12 protein-coding genes are annotated in these 14,399 nt (G+C 71.3%); 2 read left to right on the top strand and 10 right to left on the bottom strand.

Annotated features, from left to right (window positions below):
* From ACK8OX_RS05680 to ACK8OX_RS05635, 10 genes are all read right to left on the bottom strand, one after another.
* Positions 1-1,173 carry an isovaleryl-CoA dehydrogenase gene (locus ACK8OX_RS05680; RefSeq protein WP_430662965.1) on the bottom strand — a complete coding sequence of 391 codons (1,173 nt, stop codon included), beginning with the start codon at positions 1,171-1,173 and terminating at the stop codon, positions 1-3.
* 3 nt (positions 1,174-1,176) lie between these two features.
* Complete coding sequence (locus tag ACK8OX_RS05675; RefSeq protein ID WP_430662964.1) at positions 1,177-2,805, bottom strand: acyl-CoA synthetase; 1,629 nt, start codon at positions 2,803-2,805, stop codon at positions 1,177-1,179.
* A gap of 43 nt (positions 2,806-2,848) precedes the next feature.
* Complete coding sequence (locus tag ACK8OX_RS05670; protein ID WP_430662963.1) at positions 2,849-4,078, bottom strand: phenylacetate--CoA ligase family protein; 1,230 nt, start codon at positions 4,076-4,078, stop codon at positions 2,849-2,851.
* Positions 4,075-4,917, bottom strand: coding sequence for an ABC transporter ATP-binding protein (locus tag ACK8OX_RS05665; protein ID WP_430662962.1), 843 nt, complete (start codon positions 4,915-4,917; stop codon positions 4,075-4,077). Before ACK8OX_RS05665 ends, ACK8OX_RS05670 begins: the two co-directional genes overlap by 4 nt.
* On the bottom strand, positions 4,914-6,206 hold the full coding sequence (locus ACK8OX_RS05660; protein WP_430662961.1) for an ABC transporter substrate-binding protein: 1,293 nt from the start codon (positions 6,204-6,206) through the stop codon (positions 4,914-4,916). Before ACK8OX_RS05660 ends, ACK8OX_RS05665 begins: the two co-directional genes overlap by 4 nt.
* Before the next feature lie 24 nt (positions 6,207-6,230).
* Positions 6,231-7,304 carry a branched-chain amino acid ABC transporter permease gene (locus ACK8OX_RS05655; RefSeq protein ID WP_430662960.1) on the bottom strand — a complete coding sequence of 358 codons (1,074 nt, stop codon included), beginning with the start codon at positions 7,302-7,304 and terminating at the stop codon, positions 6,231-6,233.
* 57 nt (positions 7,305-7,361) lie between these two features.
* A complete protein-coding gene (locus ACK8OX_RS05650) occupies positions 7,362-8,255 on the bottom strand; it encodes a branched-chain amino acid ABC transporter permease (protein WP_430662959.1) in 894 nt (297 codons plus the stop codon).
* Between the two features lie 13 nt (positions 8,256-8,268).
* Complete coding sequence (locus ACK8OX_RS05645) at positions 8,269-10,203, bottom strand: AMP-binding protein (RefSeq protein WP_430662958.1); 1,935 nt, start codon at positions 10,201-10,203, stop codon at positions 8,269-8,271.
* Entirely contained in the window at positions 10,200-11,009 is an 810-nt protein-coding gene (locus ACK8OX_RS05640) for an ABC transporter ATP-binding protein (RefSeq protein ID WP_430662957.1), read from the bottom strand. The genes ACK8OX_RS05645 and ACK8OX_RS05640 overlap by 4 nt, the downstream gene beginning before the upstream one ends.
* Positions 11,010-11,079: 70 nt before the next feature.
* Positions 11,080-11,859, bottom strand: a complete 780-nt coding sequence (locus ACK8OX_RS05635; RefSeq protein ID WP_430662956.1) for a glycerophosphodiester phosphodiesterase — start codon at positions 11,857-11,859, stop codon at positions 11,080-11,082.
* 203 nt (positions 11,860-12,062) lie between these two features.
* On the opposite strand from ACK8OX_RS05635, the gene ACK8OX_RS05630 reads away from it, so the two are divergent.
* Positions 12,063-13,451, top strand: a complete 1,389-nt coding sequence (locus ACK8OX_RS05630; RefSeq protein ID WP_430662955.1) for an oligosaccharide flippase family protein — start codon at positions 12,063-12,065, stop codon at positions 13,449-13,451.
* A 13-nt stretch (positions 13,452-13,464) separates the two neighbouring features.
* Positions 13,465-14,397, top strand: a complete 933-nt coding sequence (locus ACK8OX_RS05625; protein ID WP_430662954.1) for a hypothetical protein — start codon at positions 13,465-13,467, stop codon at positions 14,395-14,397.
* Positions 14,398-14,399: the final 2 nt, after the last annotated feature.

Raw genomic sequence — 14,399 nt, 5'->3', positions numbered from 1 at the left:
TCACGCCGTCTCGCGGAAGATCTCCCGGCCGATCAGCAGGCGCCGGATTTCGCTGGTGCCGGCGCCGATCTCGTAGAGCTTGGCGTCGCGCAGCAGGCGGCCGGCCGGGTAGTCGTTGATGTAGCCGTTGCCGCCGAGGATCTGGATGGCGTCGAGCGCGGCCTTCGTCGCGGCTTCGGCCGCGAACAGGATTGCGCCGGCGGCGTCCTTGCGGCTGGCCTGCCCGCGGTCGCAGGCGCGGGCCACGGCATAGACATAGGCGCGCGCCGCGTTCAGTGCGGTGTACATGTCCGCCACCTTGCCCTGGATGAACTGGAATTCCCCGATCGGCTGGCCGAACTGCCGGCGGTCATGGATGTAGGGCACGACGAGGTCGAGGCAGGCCTGCATGATGCCGATCGGCCCGGCCGCCAGCACCGCGCGTTCGTAGTCGAGCCCGGACATCAGCACGCGCACGCCGCCCCCGACGGCGCCGAGCACATTCTCCTCCGGCACCTCGCAGTCCTCGAAGACCAGCTCGCTCGTCGGGCTGCCGCGCATGCCGAGCTTGTCGAGCTTCTGGGCCGCGCGGAAGCCCCTGAAGCCGCGTTCCACGATGAAGGCGGTGATGCCCTTCGGCCCGGCATCGGGGTCCGTCTTGGCGTAGACCACCATCGTCTCGGCGTAGTGGGCGTTGGTGATCCACAGCTTGGTGCCGTTCAGCACGTAGCGGTCACCGCGCTTCTCCGCCCGCAGCTTCATCGACACGACGTCGCTGCCCGCCGCCGGCTCGCTCATCGCCAGCGCGCCGAGATGCTCGCCGGAGATCAGCTTCGGAAGGTAGCGGCGCTTCTGCTCCGCGGTCCCGTTGCGGCGGATCTGGTTGACGCAGAGGTTGGAATGGGCGCCGTAGGACAGGCCGACGCTGGCGCTGGCGCGGCTGACCTCCTCCATCGCCACGCAATGGGCCAGGTAGCCCATGTTGGCGCCGCCGTACTCCTCCTCCACCGTGATGCCGTGAAGGCCGAGCGCGCCCATCTCGGGCCAGAGATGGCGGGGGAATTCGTCCGTGCGGTCGATCTCGGCGGCGAGCGGCGCGACGCGGCTGTCGGCGAAGCCGCGGACGGAATCCCGCAGCATGTCGATCGCGTCGCCGAGGTCGTGGTCGAGCATCGGCATCTGGTTGGCGGCCATGGGCTACTCCTCGCCGGCGTATTCGGCGCGCAGCGCGCGCCGCATGATCTTGCCCGTCGCGGTCTGCGGCAGGGCATCGCGGAATTCCACCTGGCGCGGATAGAGATGCGCGGCCAGGCGGGTGCGGACGAAATCCTGGATATCGGCCGCCAAAGCCGGGCCGGGGGTGACGCCGGGCCGCGGCACCACCACGGCGGCGACGCGCTCCGTCCGCAGCGGGTCGGGCAGGCCGATCACGGCGGCGGTGGCGACGGCCGGGTGGCGCAGCAGGCAGTCCTCCACCTCGCCCGGGCCGATGCGGTAGCCGGCCGAGGTGATGACATCGTCGTCGCGCCCGACGAAGGACAGGTAGCCTTCTGCATCCGCCACGCCGCGGTCGCCGGTGACCAGCCAGTCGCCGCGGAACTTGCGCCGCGTGTCCGCGGGGCGGTTCCAGTAGCCGAGGAACATCACCGGGTCGGGCGCACGGACCGCGATGTCGCCCTCCGCGCCGGGCGGCAGGGGGGCGCCGTCAGGGTCCAGGATCGCGACCTCGTGGCCCGGCACGGGGCGGCCCATGCTGCCGGGCTTCACTGGGAACAGCCCGGCGCAGTTGGCGACGACCAGGTTGCATTCGGTCTGGCCGTAAAATTCGTTGATGGTCACGCCGAAGGCGGCGCGGCCCCAGTCCAGCATCTCCGCCCCCAGCGTCTCGCCCCCGCTGCCGATGCTGCGCAGGCGCGTGCCGAAGCGCGCCGGGTCCGGCACGGCACGCAGCATCCGCAGCGCGGTCGGCGGCAGGAAGGCGTTGCGGACGCCCTGCCCCGCCATCAGGTGCAGCGCGGCCTCGGGGTCGAACTTCGCCATGCGGTGCGCCAGCACCGGCACGCCGTGGAACAGGCTGGGCAGCAGCACGTCGAGCAGCCCGCCGATCCAGGCCCAGTCGGCCGGCGTCCAGAACAGGTCGCCCGGCTGCGGGAAGCGTTCCTGCGGCATCTCCACGCCCGGCAGGTGCCCGCGCAGCACGCGGTGGCCATGCAGCGCTCCCTTCGGGCTGCCGGTGGTGCCGGAGGTGTAGATGATGAGGGCGGGGTCGTCCGGCCCGGTCTGCGCGCAGGCGTGCCGGTCGGCCGCGCGTTCCATCCCGGCGCCGAGATCCTCCGCGCCCGGCCCGCCGCCCTCGGCCAGGACCAGGCGCAGCGCCGGCAGCCGGTCCCGGATGGGCGCGACCTTCGCCAGCCCCGCCGCATCCGTAACCAGCGCCGCGGCGCCGCAATCCGCCAGGCGGTATTCCAGCGCATCCTCGCCGAACAGCAGGAACAGCGGGACCGCGACCGCGCCGAGGCGATAGGCGGCCAGATGCGCGACGGCCGCCTCGGGGCATTGCGGCAGCAGCACGCCGATGCGGTCGCCCCGCGCGATGCCGCGCGCCGCCAGCAGGTTCGCCAGGCGGCAGCAGCGGCGGTGGAGTTCGTCGAAGCTCACCGTCTCCGTCCCGCCATCGGGGCGCAGATGGATCAGCGCCGGCCGGCCGGTGCCGTCGGCCCAGCGGTCGCAGGCTTCCTGCGCGATGTTGCAGCGGGCGGGAAGCGTCCAGCGGAAGCAGGCGCGCAGTTCCTCCAGCGTCGCGCCGGGCGGCAGGAGGGCGGTCATCCCCCGCAGCCCGGCATGCCCGGGGAGGACGGCGCGCCCCGGCTCATGCCGGCCGTGCATCCTCGATCACCACGCCGTCATTCGGCAGGGCGCCGGGCTCCTCCAGCCGCACCTCCCCGCGCAGGCGCATGATACCCTGGATGGAGCGCAGCAGGCTGTCGACCAGCGCGGCGTCGCGCACCGGCGTCTCAACACGCAGCAGCATCGTGTCGCGGCCCTCCGCATGGCCGATCACCAGCCGCGCGCGGCCGAGGCCGGGATGGGCGCGCATCACCTCCGCCACCTGTTCGGGGCGGACGAACATGCCGCGCACCTTCGCTGCCTGGTCGGCGCGGCCCATCCATCCCCGGATGCGGGTGTTGGTGCGGCCGCAGGGGGACGTGCCGGGCAGCACGGCCGAAAGGTCGCCGGTGGCAAAGCGGATCAGCGGCATGGCGTCCGACAGGGTGGTGACCAGCACCTCCCCCACGTCGCCTTCCGGCACCGGGTCGCCGGTGCCGGGGCGGACGATCTCCACCACCACGCCCTCGTCGCAGATCAGGCCTTCCCGCGCTTCGGATTCATAGGCGACCAGGCCGAGGTCGGCGGTGCCGTAGCTCTGCAGCACGGTCAGCCCGCGCGCGGCGTAGAAGGCGCGGAGCGCCGGCAGGTAGGCGCCGCCCGTCACATGGCCGAGCCGGATGCTCGACAGGTCGAGGCCGAGCGCGTCCCCGGCTTCCAGGATGGCCTTCAGGAAGTCCGGCGTGCCGGCATAGCAGGCCGGGCGCAGATGGGCGGCTGCGCGGGCCTGCGCCTCGGTGTTGCCGGGACCGGCGGGGAAGACGGGGCAGCCCAGCGCGCGGGCACCGGCATCCAGCATGAAGCCGGCGGGGGTGAAGTGGTAGGCGAAGCAGTTGTGCAGCAGCATCCCGCGCCGCAGCCCCGTGGCGTGCAGCGCGCGGGCGAAGCGCCAGGGATCGGCGCCGTCCGGCTGGCCTTCGTGGATCGGTCCGGGCGAGGCGAAGATCCGCGCGAGTTCCGCCATCGGCACGGCGTTGAAGCCGCCGAGCGGCGGGGCTTCCGCCTGCCGGGCGATCAGGTCCGACTTGCGGGTGACGGGCAGGCGCACGAGCGCCGCCGCATCCGTCACCGCCGCCGGGTCCACGCCGCCGAGCAGCGCGGCATAGGCGGGGGCCACCGCCGCACGGGCCACGGCGCGCGGCAGGGCGCGGGCCAGCGCCGCGGCCCGTGCCGCCGCGTCGCGCGTTTCCAGCGCGTCGTGGTGCGCGGTCACAGCCACCGCTTCCGCCGCTTGTAGGATTTCAGGTTGCGGAAGCTCTTGCGGTCCGCGCCATGCCCGCCGAGGTAGAATTCCTTCACGTCCTCGTTGTTCGCCAGCGCGTCGGCGGTGCCGTCCAGCACCACCTTCCCCTGTTCCATGACATAGCCGTGCGATGCGACCGACAGCGCCATGCGCGCATTCTGCTCCACCAGCAGGATGGTGATGCCCAGTTCCTCGTTCAGGCGGCGGATGATGCCGAACACTTCCTTCACCAGCAGGGGCGACAGGCCCATCGACGGCTCGTCCATCAGGATCAGCTTCGGGCGCGCCATCAGCGCGCGGCCGATCGCGAGCATCTGCTGTTCCCCGCCGGAGAGGTAGCCGGCAAGCCCCGTGCGTTCCTTCAGGCGGGGAAAGTAGGAATAGACGAGGTCGATGTCCCGCCGAACCTCCGCCCCGTCGCTGCGGGTGAAGGCGCCGAGGCGGAGATTCTCGAGGCAGGTCATGTCCGCCACGATCCGCCGCCCCTCCATCACCTGGAAGATGCCCTTGCGGACGATCCGGTGCGCCTCGATCCCGTTCAGCCTTTCGCCCGCGAACCGGATCTCGCCGCGCGTGACTTCCCCTTCCTCCGACTTCAGCAGGCCCGAGATGGCCTTCAGCGTGGTGGACTTCCCCGCGCCGTTGGCGCCGAGCAGCGCCACGATCCTGCCGCGGGGCACCGCCAGCGACAGGCCACGCAGCACGAGGATGACGTCGTTGTAGACGACCTCGATGTTGTTCACCTCCAGCAGCGGCGGCTCCACCGGTGGCGGAGCCGCGCCTGCCGCGAGGGTCGCGCCCTCGCTCACCAGCCGAGCCAGTCGCGCCGGCGCTCCAGCTCGATCACCGTCACGGGCTCGAGCCGGGTGGTGCCGGCCTGCATCAGCTCGGCCACGCTGCCCTGCGCGGTGTTGCCGCCGACGCGAGCGCGGTAGAGCGCGACGCGCAGCGTGCCGCGGTGGTCGTCGGGCGTGAAGTTGGACGGGTTGCACACGCCCTCGAAGCCGCGCGGCACCCAGTTCTGCCGGGCGTAGAAGCCTTCGCGGATGCGCTCCCCGGTCACCTGCCCGTTGTTGGCGGCGGCCGTCTCCATCGCCTCGACCATCAGCATCGCGGCGCAGACGCCGGCGATGTAGTGCACCGGGCGATAGGCGTTGCCCGACTGGTCGGAGACGCGGCTGATCTCCCGCACCGTCTGCATCCCCGGTGCCTCCTGCCCCCAGACGACGCCGGTGCGGACCGGGAAGACCACGCCGTTCGCGGCCTCGCCCGCCGCCTTCATCGCATTCTCGTCCATGCCCCAGACATTGCCGAGGAACTGCACCTGCACCCCCGCCGTGTGGCAGGCCCGCAGGACGGAGATGTTGGAGCCCGCGGTGTTGCCGAGATAGGCGTAGTTGGCGCCCTGCTGGCGCAGCGTCAGGCACTGCGCGGTGTAGTCGCCTGGCGTCAGCGCGAACTGGATGGCGGGCAGCACGTCGAAGCCGAGTTCCCGCGCCAGCGTCTCGCCGGCTTCCTTGGGCGAATTCGGATAGGGGTGGTTGGCGCCCATGTGGACGTATTTCGGCCGCCCCTGCTGGCCGCGCGCGCGCCAGTCCTCCGCCGCCCATTGCAGCATGGCCCGCAGCGCGTCCGAATAGGACGGGCCGTAGAAGAAGTTGAAGGGCGCCGCTTCCACCCCCTGTCGGCCGGACCGCCCCGCCGCATCGGTCAGCGCCGCGGAATAGGAGCCCGAGACATAGGGGATGCGGTCGCGGGTGACGAAGCGGACCAGCGCCTCGGTGTCGGCCGTGCCCCAGCCCTGGATGGCGACCACGCGCTGCCGCCCGGTCCAGGCCTGGTACTGGCTGACCGCGCGCGGCGCGGCATAGCCATAGTCGAAGCCGGAGACGTCGAGCTGCCGTCCCGCGACGCCGCCGCGCGCCCGGTTCACCCAGTTCAGCGCATCCGCGACGCCCTGCCCGTAGGGCACGCCGACATCGCTGGTCGCGCCGGAATTGTCCATAAGGTGCCCGACGGGGATGCGGTTCTGCGCCGATGCAGGGCCGGCGATGGCGAGCGCCGCCGCGGCGGCCAGGAACGTGCTGCGGATGGGCATCTTCGTGTCTCCTCCCAGGTCTTTTCAGTGCGAGTACGGGTAGAGCTTCCAGTACGCCTTCACCAGGCGCCAGCGATGCGCGAGCCCGTCCGGCTCGAAGATGAGGAACAGGATGATGGCGGCGCCGATCGCCATCTCCCGCAGATAGGAGATGGAGGCGCCGATCCTCAGCGTCCGGTCCAGGGCGCTGCCGGACAGCGCATCGGCCAGGCCCTGCACCACTTCCGGCAGCAGCACCATGAATGCCGCGCCCATCATGCTGCCCATGACGCTGCCCAGCCCCCCGATGATGACCATGCCGAGGAACTGGATCGAGAACAGGATGTTGAACGCCTCCACGCTGACGAACAGCAGGTAGTGCGCATAGAGCGCGCCCGCGACGCCGGCGTAGAGGCTGGAGATGCCGAAGCTGAGCGTGCGGTAGTAGGCGAGGTTGATGCCCATCATCTCCGCGCTGAGATAGTGGTCCCGCACCGCCACAAGCGCGCGGCCGTCGCGCGACCGCATGAGGTTCGCCGCGCCCACGAACATCACGACCACGGCGAACAGCACGACGTAGAAGAAGCTCTCCTCCCGGTCGAAGGCGAAGCCGAACAGGGACAGCGGTTCGGTGATGCGGCCCGCCACGCCGCCGGTGAACCACTGCGCGCGGGCGAAGAAGTCCTCCAGGATGAACTGCGCGGCGAGCGTCGCGATGGCGAGGTAGAGCCCCTTGAGCCGCGCCGCGGGGGCGCCGAAGACCAGGCCGACGACCGCCGTGATCGCGCCGGCCAGCGGGATGCAGGCCCAGACCGGGATGTGGAACTGGTCGTGCAGCCAGGCGGAGGCGAAGGCGCCGACGCCGAAGAAGGCGGCGTGGCCGATGCTGATCTGCCCGGTGAAGCCCACCAGGATGTTCAGCCCCAGCGCGGCGATGCCCATGATGCCGATGTTGATCAGCAGCGACAATTCCCACCGCCCGAAGACCAGCGGCGCGCAGGCCGCCAGCGCGACCCCGATCCAGAGCGCGAGCCGCGCGTTGCGCGTGGGGAAGATGGTGGCGTCCGCACGGTAGCTCGTGCGGTAGTCGCCCGCGGGGGTGAAGCTGCCCGTCGCCATCAGGCGCACCCGGTTTTCATCGCGTTCATCGGAGGCGCCCGGTGTTCGTCGCGTCCATCAGACGCGCTCGATATTCTTGGTGCCGAACAGGCCGTAGGGCTTGATCAGCAGGATCAGCACCAGCGCGTAGAAGGGCGCGATCTGGAACATGTTGCCCCAGTTCAGCCACTGGCTGTCGAGGTAGTGGGCCCAGTTCTCCAGCACGCCCACGATCAGCCCGCCCAGCACGGCGCCGAGCACGCTATCGAGCCCGCCCAGGATCACCGCCGGGAACACCTTGATGCCGTAGAAGGACAGCGCCGAGGAGACGCCGTTCACCACCCCCACCACCACCCCCGCCACGGCCGAGACGACGGCCGAGATCGCCCAGGACATCGCGAAGACCTTCGGCACGGACACGCCGAGCGACTGCGCCACCTGCTGGTCGAAGGCGGTGGCCCGCATCGCCAGCCCGTGCTTGGAGGCGGTGAAGAACCAGGCGAAGCCCAGCATGATGACGAGCGAGATGCCGAGCGCGAGGAGGTACACCGTCTGCACCTCCAGCCCCATCAGGCTCACCCGCTCGGTCGCGAAGATGGGCGGGAAGGGCTTGGCGAAGACGCCGAAGATCCACTTCATCAGCGCCTGGAAGAAGATGCCGAGCCCGATGGTCGCCATGATGACGCTGATCACCGGCTCCCCGATCAGCGGCCGCAGCACGACAACCTGAAGGACCAGCCCGAACAGCGTCATGAAGGCCAGCGTGAACAGGAAGCCGAAGACGAAGGGCAGCTGCCATTCGGTCAGGAACCACCAGCAGACCCAGGCGCCCACCAGCAGGAACTCGCCCTGCGCGAAGTTCACCACCTGCGACGCCTTGTAGATCAGCACGAAGCTCATCGCGACGACGCCGTAGAGCGCGCCGACGATCAGCCCGTTCAGCGTCAGCTGCAGCAGCAGCGTGAGGTCCATGCCGCCCCCTTCCCTATTCCGCCGCCAGCGCGGGTTGCGCGGGGCCCGCCCGGGGCGATCCGTCCGCCTGCGTCCGCACTACCTTCAGCACGGTGCGGATGCGCTGCTTCGTGCCGTCCTGGAAGGCGATGGTGGTGTCCACCGGGATGGCGTCGTCGCCGCGGTAGATCGCCTCGATGATGTCGCCGTATTTCTGCGCGATGACGCCGCGGCGCACCTTGCGGGTGCGCGTCAGCTCCTCGTCGTCGGCGTCGAGTTCCTTGTAGAGCAGGACGAATTCGCGCAGCCGCTGCGCGGGCGGCAGCGTGGCATTGACCTTCGCCACCTCGTCCCGCAGCAGGTCGAGCACCTGGGGGCGGGCCGACAGGTCGGTGTAGGTGGTGAAGGCGATGCGGTTGCGCTCGGCCCATTTGCTGACGATGGGGAAGCGGATGCAGATCATCGCCGCCAGGTGCGGGCGGCCGGCGCCCAGCACCACGGCTTCCGCCACGAAGGGCGAGAACTTCAGCTTGTTCTCGATGTATTGCGGGCTGAAGCGGTCCCCGCCCGAGGTCTCCGCGATGTCCTTCACCCGGTCGATCACCACCAGGTGGCCCGCCTTGCCGAAGTAGCCGGCATCGCCGGTGTGCAGCCAGCCGTCCCGCAGGTCCGGGTTCTCCGCCACGCCGAGATAACCGGAGAACATGTTAGGGTGCCGCGTCACGATCTCGCCCACGCCGTTGGCGTCGGGCCGGTCGATGCGGATCTCCACGCTGTCGTCGAAGGGCACGCCGACGGTGTCGAAGTCCACCTCCGTCGCGGTGTGGACGGTGTAGGCGCCCAGCAGCTCCGTCTGGCCGTAGAGCTGGCGCAGCGGCACGCCCATGGCCTGGAAGAAGCGGAACGTCTCCGGCCCCAGCGCGGCGCCGCCGGTGGCGGCGGAGGTGAGGTTGGTGAAGCCCAGCCGGTCGCGCAGCGCGCGGAACAGCAGCAGGTCCGCCGCAGCCGACCGCCGCCCCTTCGCCACCGCCTCCATGCCGAGCCGCATGCCGAGGTCGAACATCCGCCGCTTGAGGGGCGAGGCATCCATCACCCGCGCGCGCACCTCCGCCGCCAGCGCCTCCCACACGCGCGGGGCGAACAGCACGAAGGTTGGGCCGATCTCGCGGAAGTCGGCCATCATCGTCTCCGGCTCCTCCACGAAGTTGACCTTCATGCGGGCGATCAGGCCCCAGCCGAGGACGTAGATCTGCTCCATGATCCAGGGCAGCGGCAGGACGGAGACGTATTCGTCCCGCGGCCCCTTGGGGTCGGCCTTCAGGTAGGTCCGGCAGTGCCGCACCAGCGCCGCCGAGGTCAGCATCGCGAGCTTCGGCCGCGCCGTGGTGCCGGAGGTGGTGCAGAGGATCGCGACCTCGTCCGGGTCCATCGCCGCCAGCAGCGCGTCGTATTCCGCCGGATCCTCGCCCGCGCCGAGCTTGCACAGCACCTCCGCGTCGATCAGCCGCGGGTCATCGAGCTTGCGCATCCCGCGCGGGTCGCTGAAGACGATGTGGCGCAGCCCCGGCAGCCGATCCGAGACGGAGAGCAGCTTGTCCACCTGCTCCTCGTCCTCGGCGAAGGCGACGGTGGCGCCGGCATGGGCGAGGAGGTAGGCGACCTCGTCGTCGAGCGCGTCGCGGTAGATGCCGATGCTGCGGCAGCCCAGCGCATGGGCCGCGATCTCGCCCATCACCCAGTCGGGGCGGTTGTCGCCGATAAGCGCCACCACCTCGCCCCGCCGCAGGCCGAGCCGGCGGAGGCCGAGCGCGAAAAGCCGGGTGCGCGCATGGTACTCGGCCCAGGTGAAGCTGCGCCAGATGCCGAACTGCTTCTCGCGCAGCGCGATCTCCGCCCCGTGCCGGGCGGCGTTGCGCGCCAGGATGCGCGGCAGCGTGTCCTGCGGCAGGGCGTCCGCGCCGGGCGTCACGCGTCGATCTCCGCGGGGTTCAGCGCCTCGTCCGCCTCGCCCAGATAGGCGCTGCGGACCTGCGGGTGGGCCATCACCTCCTCCGGCAGGCCCTCGGCGATCTTCCGCCCGAAATCCAGCACCATGACGCGGTGGCTGATGTCCATCACCACGCCCATGTCGTGCTCGATCATCAGCACCGTCATGCCCCATTCCTGGTTGAGGTCCAGGATGTAGCGGGCCATGTCCTCCTTCTCCTCGAGGTTCATGCCCGCCATCGGCTCGTCCAGCAGGATCAGCCGCGGCTTCAGCGCGACGGCGCGGGCCAGTTCCACCCGCTTGCGCAGCCCGTAGGGCAGCGTGCCGGCCTGCGCCTTGCGGACATGCTGGATCTCCAGGAAGTCGATGATCTCCTCGACCTCGCGCCGGTGCTCCAGCTCCTCGCGCTGGGCGCCGCCGAACCAGTACAGCATGCCGCGCAGGAAGCCTGCCTTCAGCAGGTGGTGGCGGCCCACCATGATGTTGTCGAGCACGCTCATGTGCCCGAACAGCGCCAGGTTCTGGAAGGTGCGCCCGATGCCGAGCCCCGCCCGGCGGTTGGGGCCGAGCCGCGTGATGTCCTGCCCGTCGAACAGGATGCGCCCCTCGGTCGGGCGGTAGCGGCCGGAGACGCAGTTGACCATGGAGGTCTTGCCCGCGCCGTTCGGGCCGATGATCGAGAAGATCTCGCCGCGGCGGACGGCGAAGGACACCTCCGTCAGCGCCCGCACCCCGCCGAAGCGCAGGCTGACGCCGTCCGCCGCGAGGATGGGCGAGTCTTCCGCCACCCGGACGCTCCCCTTGACCGTTTCCCTGTTGCGGGAAGTCTAGGCACGCCCGGCGGCCGGCAGCAACCCGTTACATCGTGGCCGGTCGTTCCATCGATGCTGACACAGATGCCTCGTCCCGCAGACGTATCGCCAACGGGGGGTCATCCGTCGCCAGCAGGTCCACCCGGAGGTCGAGCATCCGCCGGATCGCGGACGCATGGTTCGCGCCCCAGACATTGACGCCGAGGCCCGCGGCGCGGAACCGCGCAAGCATCCCGCCATCCAGCGCGCGCTCGTGCAGGCCGATCTCCTGGAAGCCGCATTCCCGCGCCACCGCGATCGCCCCCTCCACCCCGATATCGGCGAGGGTGGAAAGCTCCAGCAGCCAGGACACCCCGGCCAGGCCGCCGGCAGCCAGGGCCTCGGCCATCGTGTCGCGCTGGAAGCCGATGATCCAGGCGCGCCGGCGCTGCCCCGCCGCATCCAGCGCCGCCATCACCGCCGGCACGATGCCGGGATAGGGCCGGCGATCCGCGTCGGCCTTGATCTCGATCCTCGGCGCGACCGGCGTGGGCGCGAGGATGCCGAGATACTCGGCCAGCGTCGGCGGCGCCTCCCCCTCCGTCCCGCGCACGCGGACCGCGCGCAACTCCTCCAGCCGGCGGGCGCGGACGGGGCCGGCGGCGTCGGTCGTCCGGTCGAGCGTGGCGTCATGGTGCACGACCAGGCCGCCATCGGCGGTGAGGTGGACGTCGCATTCGGCCTGGTCGATCGGCAGGCGCGCGGCTTCCCGGAAGCCGCGGGCGCTGTTCTCGGGCCAGAGGAAAAGGCCGCCGCGGTGGCCGGCGATCAGGGTGGGATGGCGCATGGCACCGATGGTGGCGAAGACCGCGCCGGGAATCCAGATGGGCGGCGGAACCGTTGCGAACCACATGCGCTTGTCCGTGCACGCGCTTGTCAGTCGCCGTCCGGCGCCGATGCGTCATGTTGCCCAGCCGCTGCAAGGGATGTTTAGCATTGCGCCTGCCCGCCTCCCGCTCGCCAAGCTGGGTGCTTGCCGAGACCGCAGCCATGGCCGTGTTCTCGCTGGTGTCGATGCTCGTCATCGGCCGCGTGATCGGGCCGGAGGCCACGGGCATCGGCATGGTGGCGGTGGCCGCCTTCACGCTGCTCGATGTCGCGGGCGCGACGCTGTTCACCGACTCGCTCGTCCAGTATCCCCGGCTGACCCGGCGCCATGGCGCGAGCGCGCTGACCGGGGCGGTCCTCGTGGGCGGGGTCGCCGGCGTGCTGCTGGCGGTGCTCGCGCCCTGGCTGGCCGGCGCGGCGGAAGCGCCGCAGGCGATGATGCTGTGCCTGGCGCTGGCCCCGCTGCTGCCGATCTCCGCCTTCTCCGGCGCGGGGTCGGGGCTGGTGCTGCGCGAACAGCGATTCGCGCTGCTGGCCTGCCGGGTGCTGCTGGGCCAGCCGCTCGCGCTCGGCATCGGGCTCGGCCTGGCGGCGAACGGCTTCGGCCCCTGGGCGATGGTCGCGAGCCAGGCGGTGGCGACCCTGTCCGCCTTCCTGCTGCTGCTGGTCTTCGGCCGCCTGCCGCTGCGCCCGATGCTGGACCGCGCGGCGATCGCCGATCTCTGGCCCATCGCGGGGCCGCAGGTGGTGGCGCTGGCGGTGCTGATCGGGCGCTACCGCCTGTTCCTCGTCGTGCTCGGTGTCATGGTGACGGAAGCGGTGCTGGCGGTCAGCCACTTCGCCTTCCGCATGCTGGATGCGGCGCTGGTGATGGTGTGGCAGGCGACCGGGCGCATCGCCATGCCGCGGCTCTGCGCCCTGCAGCACGACCGCGAGGCGCTGGCCGAATCCTTCGGGGATCTGGCGCAGCTGCAGGCCCTGCTGGGGATGCCGCTGGCGGCCGGGATCGCGCTGACGGCGCCGGACCTGGTGCAGGCGCTGCTCGGGCCGCAATGGTACGAGGTGGGACGGGCGGCGCAGATCGTCGGCCTGGCGGCGACGCTCACCTTCGTCCATGGCGATACCGTCAGCCTGTTCGTCGCACGCGGCAAGCCCAGGTGGAACGTCGCGATCAACACCGCGGCGCTCGTCGTGCCGCTGGTGGCGCTGCTGGTCCTGCGCCCGGCCACGCCGGCCGGCGTCGCGGCTTCCTGGGCGGCGCAGGCGCTGGTCATGCCGCCGGTCCTGACCTGGCTGGTCCTGCGGGAGGTGCGCCGCCCGCTGTCCTGGCTGCTGAAGCGCCTGGCGCCCGCGGTGGTGGCGACGGGGGCGATGGGGCTGGCCGTGGTGTCGCTGGAGCTGACCGTGCACGTCAACGCGATGGGCGAGCTGCTGCTTGCCGCTACGGTCGGGGGGGCGGTCTATGTCGCGGTGGCGTGGGCGATGCTGGGCGGGCGGATCCCGCCCGCGCTGCTGCGCCGACCCGCATCCGGTGCCTTGCCTGCGGAATGAGGAGGTCGCGGCCATGCCCGCGCGGACGCTGCTGCTGTTCCAGACCCACTACCTCGACCGTGCGCTGGAGCGCGCCTTCCGCCGCCTGGCGCGCCAGGCGCCGCCGCATTTCGAATGCCGGGTGCTGGTCCACCTGCCGCCCGGCAGGCCGGCGCCCGCGCGGCTGTCCCGCGTGCCGCACCACCTGGTCCGCACGGATGAGCTGCGCGCAATGCCCTATCCCCGCAAGACCGCGGATGCCGACTGGACCGGCCGCCCGTGGGAGATGTGGGGCGGCGGGCATTGCGACCTGATCGCCCTGCACGGGATGCTCGCCCATCCGGGCTTCGACCGCTACTGGGTGATGGAATACGACGTCGCCTTCACCGGCGACTGGGGCCGCTTCTTCGCCGCCTTCGAGGGCAGCGATGCAGACCTGCTGACCACCTGCATCCGCGAACGCGCCGACGACCCGGCCTGGGTGTGCTGGCCGTCCCTGCAGGGCGGGGCGCATGGGGATGCGGCGCAGGCCTTCGCCACCGCCGCCTTCCTGCCGCTCTGGCGCGTCAGCGCTCGCCTGGTCGCGGCGATGGATGCCGCCTATCGCGACGGCTATGGCGGCCATGTGGAGGCGAGCTGGAGCAGCCTGGCCCGCGCACGGGGCATGAAGCTCGAGGATATCGGGGGGGACGGGCCCTTCGTGGCCGAGGGCAACCGGCGGCGCTTCTACACCGCGAGCCCGAGCACGGCGCTGCAGTTCTACCTGGCGCCGGGCACCTTCTTCGCCAAGCCGCACATGTACCGCCCCGGCCGGCGGCGGGATACGCTGTGGCATCCCGTGAAGCCCTGGCACTGGGGCGACGAGTTCCGCGCGGCGCTGCGGGAATGGCGCATCATCGGCGGTGCCTGGAAGCTGGCGCTGCGGGAATGGCTGTCGCGCCGGCACGGCGGCGCGGCGCCCGGCTGAAG

Origin of the sequence: Falsiroseomonas sp. CW058, assembly GCF_050563535.1 — a bacterium.
In the GTDB taxonomy this organism is placed as follows: domain Bacteria; phylum Pseudomonadota; class Alphaproteobacteria; order Acetobacterales; family Acetobacteraceae; genus Falsiroseomonas.
This window is presented reverse-complemented; position numbering and strand designations above follow the sequence as displayed.